The organism is Clostridia bacterium (genome assembly GCA_035561135.1).
GTDB lineage: Bacteria > Acidobacteriota > Terriglobia > Terriglobales > Acidobacteriaceae > DATMYA01.
Map to the genome: position 1 here is coordinate 1 of DATMYA010000041.1, position 7,971 is coordinate 7,971.

A 7,971-nucleotide genomic window follows, 5' to 3' on the forward strand; every position below is an offset into this window, starting at 1 on the left:
CCCACTGGTGCTGATGAAGCGATTGTCGCGATTCACCTACGTAGCGGACATGCTCGGGGAGTATGTTCGGCGGGGGGTGGAAGCAGATGACATGGTCGCCGCGAAGAAGCAGAACCGACGCTGTATGTTCTTTGCTACCAACGGTGTTCCGCTGCCCCAGGATTGGGTGTCAGTGGAACAGGAACTGCGCTACATCGGCATGTTCGCCGGACTGGGCGTGCGCTCGATGCACCTGACGTACCAGCGCCGAAATATGATCGGAGACGGGTGCGGCGAGCTGGGCAACGCCGGGTTGAGTGACTTCGGCAGGGCCGTGGTGGCGGAGATGAATCGGGTTGGAGTCATTATTGACGTGGCCCATTCAGGATGGCGCACCAGCTTGGAAGCGGCCAGGGCATCAAGCCGTCCTGTTGTGGCTAGCCATACAGGCTGCGTAGCCGTCCACAACCATGTTCGATGCAAGCCGGACGAAGTGATTCGGGCAATCTGCGACTCGGGCGGTTTCATCGGTGTCTTTGCTGTCGCCGATTTCCTTGGCTTGAGCCGCGATATCGTCGCCATGCTCGCTCACGTCGACCACGTTGTGAAGCATTTCGGGGCAGAGCATGTCGCGATCGCGACGGACCTGGTATATGTTTCGAGGAAATCGGACGAGGAGAACAAGAAGATCCCACGGCGCCGTCGCCCTCGCAAAGGATGGGAGAAATTGTGGCCGCCCGGCGCTGCGACCACCGGGTACGATCAAACACGCGGCCTAGCATGGACCAATTGGCCGCTGTTCACGGTCGCGATGGTGCAGCGGGGCTACTCGGACACCGATATCCAGAAGATTCTGGGCGGCAATGTGCTCCGCGTGGCACGCGCGGTAATGCCAAGAAAGATCTCTCTTGAGGGTCTGAGGACGGTGGTAACAGCCCACGCCGGCGATTTTGGACCATCTTAACGCCCCGGCACGGCGAGATGTCGCGTTTTGTGTTCGAGATGCGCGCCGTTCGTGAGCGCGTCGCTCAACGCTCGCCGAAGAACGCCTCGGCACCCTCAGCATAGTCCGTCTCGGGACAACATCGCAAGCTGCTGCTCAACAAGATGAAAGAGGGGTGGTCTCCGTCAGTTCCACTTCTTCTGGGATGAAAGACCGTGTAATGTTCAACGTCACCGCCCATCCCACCGCCGAGTGGACAGCCCAGCAGCTACGCGAGGCGTTTCCCTTTGAGGAGATTCCGCAATACCTGCTACGCGACCGGGACGCCATCTTCGGCGGTGAGTTTCGGAAGCATGTGAAAACCATGGGAATCAATGAAGTGCTTTCATATCCGCGCTCGCCCTGGCAACGCGCTTACGTGGAACGCCTCATCGGCACGATTCGCCGCGAGTGTCTCGATCACGTGATCGTGTTCAACGAAGCCTCGCTGCAGCGGCATGTGAAATCGTTCATGGCGTATTACCACGAGTCGAGAACGCACCTGTCGCTGGCCAAGGACGCACCGGAGTCGCGGCCGGTGCAGGCAGCGGAAGCGGGCCGCATCGTTTCCATCCCGCAAGCCGGAGGGCTGCATCACCGGTACGAACGCCGCGCCGCCTAAAGCTCGCGCACCCGGTTGCCGACGAAGACCGGCGCGTGCACTACACAGCTGCCACAATCAGCTACGATTGATCGCCAAATCCACGCACGTGCGCCGCTGTCTCGGAACCCGACCATCGCACGCGTGCCGGCCGCGATCTGCATTCAGCCTGCGTATGCTGAGGCTGATGAGATTTGCGAGAAGCACAGTTGAAACCTGGCGTCTATTAGTTACGGTGGATGGACACGGTAAGCGGCGAGATGGCGACCCAGAATGATGTGCGCGTCGCTTCATCGGAGGCGAGTTGGAACAAGCCCGCGTCCATGAGCGCCGAGCTCGCACTGTACGTAAAACGCCAGACGGATAAACGCTGAATCCAGCAAGCGGGTTCCGTCTGGGCCATCAGATTACGGAGTCCCCTACTTCGGCGTCGCCTTCGGTCGAGTGCTGGGCTGCGGCGGCCTTTGCAAGGCGAGGCCCATCACTTCGTCAGTAAGCGTCCGGTCTTGACCGCCTGGATTCGGCACCCGTACACGTTGTTAGGCCAGGCATCAGGGCACCTCTTCGAGTTCGTCGATGATGGCAAGGGTGCGCCTGCGTACCTCTTCGAGGCTGTCGTCGAGCGTCTCGAGGACCTCGACGAGTTCACCGAAGGCGTCGCAAGCATCTTCAACAATCTTGTCGAGCGCGACTCCCGGCGGCACCGGTGAAGTATCATCGCGGGTCAGGCGTCTGATCACTTTCCGATAGCCTTTCGTTCCCGCCAATAGGGTTCTGCAATCCCCAAGCAGCGACTTCAGCATAATCACGTTCTCTGCCGGGCTGGCCAGTCGGGCCGTCGCCTGAGGTTCGGACGCTTGTTGTTTCTGCTGTGCGTCATCGGTGTTGGGCATAAAAGACTCACTTTTTTTCCGTGGTCACATTACTCACTCTGGTGGCGTCGGAAAGCAAGTTTCAGGCTGGCGGCAACTTCGCGCGACCGTAAATCGCAGTACGCCGAGAAAGCCGGCGGGCGGTTCGCGTAGGGCCGCACAATCAATCTCGTTGGTATCGGTGGTCCGACGCATAGGTACAGTTCGGTCTTGCTTGCCCGATGGCGGCCTTGGCGGTTCGATACTGGCGCAGGTCCATGGCCTGGCTAATTGAAGACCCTGGCCGGCGCCACGCAAGGCGTACATCAGCGGGAACTCCCAGCATGGGAGCTGCTCCCGAGACTGGGTGTTTCCGTAGATTTGGCAGCACTTGCCGCTATTCGTTGTCCTCGTCCCAGTCCCAGCTGGCTCGTTCGTCCTCGTCGCCCTCTGCTTCGATCGGCGGAAACCCGAAGAACAGCCAGCTATCCGGCCACTGGCGCAAGCAGCCCAGCGGCCCGTCGGGATCCAGGATACGGCCGTCGGGAAGATTGACGAGTGCCTGCGCACGCAGTTCCACGTCGTCCGGATTCTCTTCTAACGCGGCAGCCCACTGCAGCAGCCACGGGCGTTCGGCATCTCGGCGAGCTGCCTCTCGCACGTGCAGTGCGATCACGTCCGCGGAGTCTTCAATTAGAACGAACCCACGGCGCGCAGTGTGCGTAACGGGAATAACTTCCGACTCCGGGTAGATCAACGTGCCGGCGTCGCCCGGTTGATACCAATACCCTTCTGAAAGGCAGTCCACCAGCGCTTCGAAGGCCTCGTGCGCAGTGGACCCGGGCATAGTGAAATAGACGGCACTATTGAGAGCATCCCAGTATTCAGGGCCGAGCATACGTAGCGTTCCTCACCACACTTTACTTGTTGCCGAGCGACAATCTGCCCTAAGGTGAATTCCGTTCCGTTGAAGGAAGGTAGCGAAATGAGAAGAGGTGACCAGCAAGGACGGTGAAACCCACATCATCGGGGATCACGCTACGGACCACTTTTGAGAATTCTGCCTTCCAGATCACGCGACCTCGGCTGTTCACAAACCAAACCGTATTCCAGCGCCAAACGAGCACACCAGCCACGTGCCCTGCCACGTTCGCATAATAATCCGGTAGTTTCACACATCCGTTGATGTCATTGTCCTCGAATGTGGTGAGCAGTCCGGCGCAGTACGTCGCTTTCAGCCCGCGATGATCCGCAACGATTGCAGAAACAGGCCCACGCCCGACACAGAAACTCATCAGCAGCGTCCTTTCGAAGTCGAAGACGTGGACGCGTCCTTCGGTCGTACCGATTGCGATCCGCTGGTACCAGGTGGCAACGCTGCGAATCACTTCGTCGCTACCCGACCTGCCGGGCATCAGATCCACCCGGGCCAGCACCACTTCCCCGGTCTCGCCGGCGGCTTCTTCGAAGCTCTCGATTGACTTGTTGAACAGTGAGCGGGGCGCCGAAGTGGATCGGGTTGGTACAGTGCTGTCGAATACCAGTCGCACGAATCCGAGAGGTACGCGGTCGCGGCACTCGATCCCTAACTTCTGAAGAGCTTGCGCAGGCACTGGGAGGTAACTTGGCATGCAGAGGTCATACTGCTCGATGTGCGGGTTAGGAATGGTTGACCGCCAGCGCCTGTGGCCGAACTGACTGAACAGAAAGATGCGTTCGCTTTCGGTGATGACTGGCGGGCCGGGCCACGAGGAGGCGACCGAAAGATAGGGCGGCTCGGTTGCGCCGGTGAATGCGGCCACGAGGCTGTATGGGTTTGGCCGGGGACGGACGACGTGGCGCCGCCAGATGCATAGGCCCGCAAGCGAATACGTATAGAGCCTCCCGTTACGGCAGCCGATATGCCAGCATGCGGGGCCTGCCGTCGCTTCGCTGATGGCATTGGGCAAGGTCGCTTGTGCCGCCAGCGAGCCCTTTGCTGTGACAAAGAACAAAGTGCTCGGGTTGCCCACCTTTCCTTTCTGCGTGTACGCCAGGCAATCGCCATCAGGGTGAAACCACATTCTGTGGAAGACCGGCAGATCGTTGATGCGGCGTTCGGTCGTAAGACTTGCAGGATCCACATCGGTAAGGACCGACCGCCCCCGGGCGACGCTGAGACAGCGGATGAGATTGCCGGCGGCCCCGCAGAGCTTTGCCTCCGGGCTTACCCGCAAGGTTTCCGCCAACTCGAATTCACCCGCGCCCTTCCGAATCGAAACCGTGTGCAACTTTATCGGCACTCTGGTTGTTCCTTTCCGGTTGGGTCGGCTCCGAAGGGAGATCGAGGGAATATATTCTCCGGCCGTCGTTGGATTTGCTCGAACGCAGCGCGAGCTTCATTCTCTTGCTGACTACCCCACTCAAGAAGCCGCGGACAGTATGCGGCTGCCAACCCGTGGCAGCAACGATGTCCTGCAATGTAGCGCCTTGGGCGCGATTCAACAGTCCGAGCACCTGCGCTTGTTTGCTGTTCGCCCTACCACGCCCGGCTCCGCTTGGCTTGCTTTCGGTTGGGGTCAGGGTCTGAACGACGTTCCAAATGCGGCGAATCGCCGTCTTGCGATCGGTAAACCTCCTGACGGGGGTCGAGCCGGGCAGGCCCGCCCAGAGCTCCAACAGTCGCGATGGCGACCATGTGGCCGTTGCACTCAGCAGGCCCGCCTCGCTAGAGAATTGTGCGTCTGTTTGAGACTGCACACCCGCGGCTTCGCTTAATGAGGTGAAAGCCCACACTCGGCTCTCGCTGTCAATCGTGAATACCTTCATGCTGTCAGCTCCTGTGCGTGCGCCGATCCCGGCGGACACCACATTGATCACTCGGAAGGCGAGCACAAGCAAGTGCGAATTCGCCTCAGGAGCGACCTCCTAAAAGGATTTCAGATGCCGGAATGTCGGCGCTTTCGCCGAGGTTCTCGGGGGAGGGCGGGGAAGGGAAGGCAACGCGAGTGCGGACGGGAATATCAGTGTTTTCGAGTGAGACAGAGTAGCGATAAGTTTGCCGTGAGTTTGCCGGACTGGAGGGGATTCCAGCAGATTCCAGCAGGTTCAGCCGCGGGCTTTCTGTACGCCCGCGTATCGTAGGGGAACAGGGCAGAAGACATGCAGTGGTTTGAGGTGCTAGCGGGCGAAAGCTCGTGGGGGTTCAAGTCCCCCTCTCCGCACCACAATTTTTCAAAGATATACGGGCGACCCGGCGGGTCGCCCGTTTTGTTTCTCTGGCGGTGTTTGGCGTTTGTTTGACGAATCGTCCGCCCTCGGCCAGGGAAACCACCGATCGGTGCTTGGCGAATCGAGCGTAGGAATCACGAGACCACTGCGCAAACAAACTTGGCTGGAATCAGCGGGACGGTGCAGGACACCGCCGGTGCCATGTTCCCGGGCACCAACGTGCATCCGGATGCTGCCATCCCGATTCGTTCAGTTGAGTGTCAACGATTATCACCTTAAACGGATTCGGGTCCACCGCCAACACCTACCGGTCGTTGGGGGCAATGGCTTGTCGGGCCACCGATACGGACGCGCGAAAGCACAGCCGTAACGACGCTAGCCCTTAAGAACAGATAGCCGCTTGTCTCAACGGGCTGTTAACCCCGATCCGTGCACACCCTTACCATGCATTCATTGGGAAACCAGCGCTGATCACCGGGCCAAGCATGCGCTATAACTGACTTGTGCCCCTGAGTTGCCGCCAACGGATGCTGGCTGCGCTTCGCCGCGAGCCGGTGGACCGCCCTCCCGTATGCAACCCTACGAATGCCGCCACAGTAGAGTTGATGGACCTCGTAGGAGCGCCGTTCCCCCACGCGAACCGCGCGCCCGAGCTTATGGCGCGGCTGGCCGGTACGGCGCGCACCGAACTGGGCTTCGATGCCGTGATGCCGGTCTTCTCTATCGTCCAGGAAGCTTCCGCGTTAGGTTGCCGCATCGACTGGGGCGAAAAAGGCACTTGGCCCACCGTAGTCGAACCCATCTGGCGGGAACCGGAAGAGATTCGCATCCCGTCCGGCTTTCTGACGCATCCGGACACGCGATGTGTGTTGCAGGCCATTCGGATTCTTCGAAAGCAGTTCGGCGACGAGGTTGCCATCATCGGCAAAACCATGGGGCCGTGGACGCACGGCTATCACTGCTTCGGCGTGGAGCAATTTCTGCTCATGTCGGCAGACGACCCCTGCAAGACTAAACGCTGCCTCGACCGGCTGAAGGAACTCACCGTGCAATTCGGCCTTGCGCAGATCGAAGCGGGGGCCGACGCACTCACTCTTCCAGATCATGCCACCGGGGATCTGGTGAGCTGCGAATACTACGCGCGCTTCCTGCTCGAGGTGCATCGGGAACTGGCGGAACGATTACCAGCGCCCCTCATCCTGCACATCTGCGGCCGCACGCTCGACCGCATGGACCACATCGCCCAAACCGGCATGGCGGCCTTCCACTTCGATTCCAAGAACGATGCCCCGAGTGCCATGGCGGTCATGCGCAACCGAATCGCGCTGGTCGGGAATGTCAACAACTCCGTGACACTGTTGCGCAAAGGTCCGGAGCAGGTTCGCCAGGAGGTTTGGAACTGCCTCCGCGCTGGTGTACAACTGATCGGCCCGGAATGCGCCGTGCCTCTGCAAACGCCGCTTGCGAACCTAAAAGAAATCGCGGCCGCAGTGAAGGAATTTCATGGGTAAATTCGGGGCGGGATGCCGGGAGGGACCATACCTGCCGGTCGCTCCATTCCTGTTTCACGTGGAGCGCGACCCGCGTGAAGCGGAAAGAAGCGCGCTGGATTCCGCTGCAACTACTGCTCGATCCCGTACGGCACTGCTTGACCTCCGTCCCGGGTTTGCCGGTGGAAATGTTGTTCCCGGCTATCGACCTGAACCGCGCCGTGCCCCTGTGGGGCTTCACCTACCGGATGATGACCGATTGGCTCGGCCTGGTTCCAGTGGAACGCATCCGGCGGCAGGCCGGCTTCGACGGCGCAGCCGTTCTTCTCGAGTTTCTCCTCCCACACGGATTGAACTTGACGCAGGGATGGGTGGATCAGGCCCGGACGGGGCCGCAGCCAGTGGAGGCCGCCGCCGTGTCCGGCTAGTCGGGCTGGAGTCCGACGAATTCCTGATCTCGGCCTCCGGGTAGCGTGGAGCGCGGATGATGAAGATCGCAACATGGAACATAAACTCGATTCGCCGACGACTGACCGCGGTGCTGGACTGGCTGGAAGTCAATCGACCCGACGTCATGTGCCTGCAGGAAACCAAGGTGCAGGATTCCGAGTTTCCGGCACAGGCCTTCCGCCAGGCTGGCTATCACGCGACGTTTCGAGGAATGAAGGGCTATAACGGGATCGCGACGCTTACCCGGAGGACACCCGATTCGGTGATGTACGGGCTCCACGAAGGCCCCGATAACGAGGACGTCCGTGTGCTGCAGACCGTGCTCGACGGGCTCGCGATCGTCAATACCTATGTGCCGCAGGGCTACAAGGTCGGCTCAGATAAATATCAATTCAAACTGGAATGGTT

10 protein-coding genes are annotated in these 7,971 nt (G+C 60.2%); 6 read left to right on the forward strand and 4 right to left on the reverse strand.

Annotation, left to right across the window (positions count from 1 at the left end; translation table 11 throughout):
* From VN622_08145 to VN622_08155, 3 genes are all read left to right on the forward strand, one after another.
* On the forward strand, window positions 1–943 hold a 943-nt coding region (locus tag VN622_08145), incomplete at its 5' end, for a membrane dipeptidase (protein HWR35820.1).
* Between the two features lie 184 nt (window positions 944–1,127).
* A complete protein-coding gene (locus VN622_08150) occupies window positions 1,128–1,583 on the forward strand; it encodes an integrase core domain-containing protein (GenBank protein ID HWR35821.1) in 456 nt (151 codons plus the stop codon).
* Window positions 1,584–1,801: 218 nt separating this feature from the next.
* Window positions 1,802–1,936 carry a hypothetical protein gene (locus VN622_08155; GenBank protein HWR35822.1) on the forward strand — a complete coding sequence of 45 codons (135 nt, stop codon included), beginning with the start codon at window positions 1,802–1,804 and terminating at the stop codon, window positions 1,934–1,936.
* Between the two features lie 177 nt (window positions 1,937–2,113).
* Here VN622_08155 and VN622_08160 read toward each other — a convergent pair whose 3' ends face one another.
* From VN622_08160 to VN622_08175, 4 genes are all read right to left on the reverse strand, one after another.
* Window positions 2,114–2,455: a hypothetical protein gene (locus VN622_08160; GenBank protein HWR35823.1), complete on the reverse strand. Its 342-nt coding sequence runs from the start codon at window positions 2,453–2,455 to the stop codon at window positions 2,114–2,116.
* A 355-nt stretch (window positions 2,456–2,810) separates the two neighbouring features.
* Window positions 2,811–3,311 carry a hypothetical protein gene (locus VN622_08165; protein ID HWR35824.1) on the reverse strand — a complete coding sequence of 167 codons (501 nt, stop codon included), beginning with the start codon at window positions 3,309–3,311 and terminating at the stop codon, window positions 2,811–2,813.
* Between the two features lie 49 nt (window positions 3,312–3,360).
* On the reverse strand, window positions 3,361–4,695 hold the full coding sequence (locus tag VN622_08170) for a hypothetical protein (protein HWR35825.1): 1,335 nt from the start codon (window positions 4,693–4,695) through the stop codon (window positions 3,361–3,363).
* Window positions 4,649–5,221 (reverse strand): DUF3489 domain-containing protein, encoded by a 573-nt coding sequence (locus tag VN622_08175; protein HWR35826.1) that lies wholly within the window; start codon window positions 5,219–5,221, stop codon window positions 4,649–4,651. The genes VN622_08170 and VN622_08175 overlap by 47 nt, the downstream gene beginning before the upstream one ends.
* A gap of 905 nt (window positions 5,222–6,126) precedes the next feature.
* Between VN622_08175 and VN622_08180 the strand changes: the two genes are divergently transcribed.
* The 3 genes from VN622_08180 to VN622_08190 all read left to right on the forward strand — a co-directional run.
* The gene (locus VN622_08180) at window positions 6,127–7,134 is read left to right on the forward strand and encodes an MtaA/CmuA family methyltransferase (GenBank protein ID HWR35827.1); all 1,008 of its coding nucleotides are present in this window, start codon (window positions 6,127–6,129) and stop codon (window positions 7,132–7,134) included.
* A gap of 74 nt (window positions 7,135–7,208) precedes the next feature.
* Window positions 7,209–7,541: a hypothetical protein gene (locus tag VN622_08185; GenBank protein HWR35828.1), complete on the forward strand. Its 333-nt coding sequence runs from the start codon at window positions 7,209–7,211 to the stop codon at window positions 7,539–7,541.
* 56 nt (window positions 7,542–7,597) lie between these two features.
* On the forward strand, window positions 7,598–7,971 hold a 374-nt coding region (locus VN622_08190), incomplete at its 3' end, for an exodeoxyribonuclease III (GenBank protein HWR35829.1).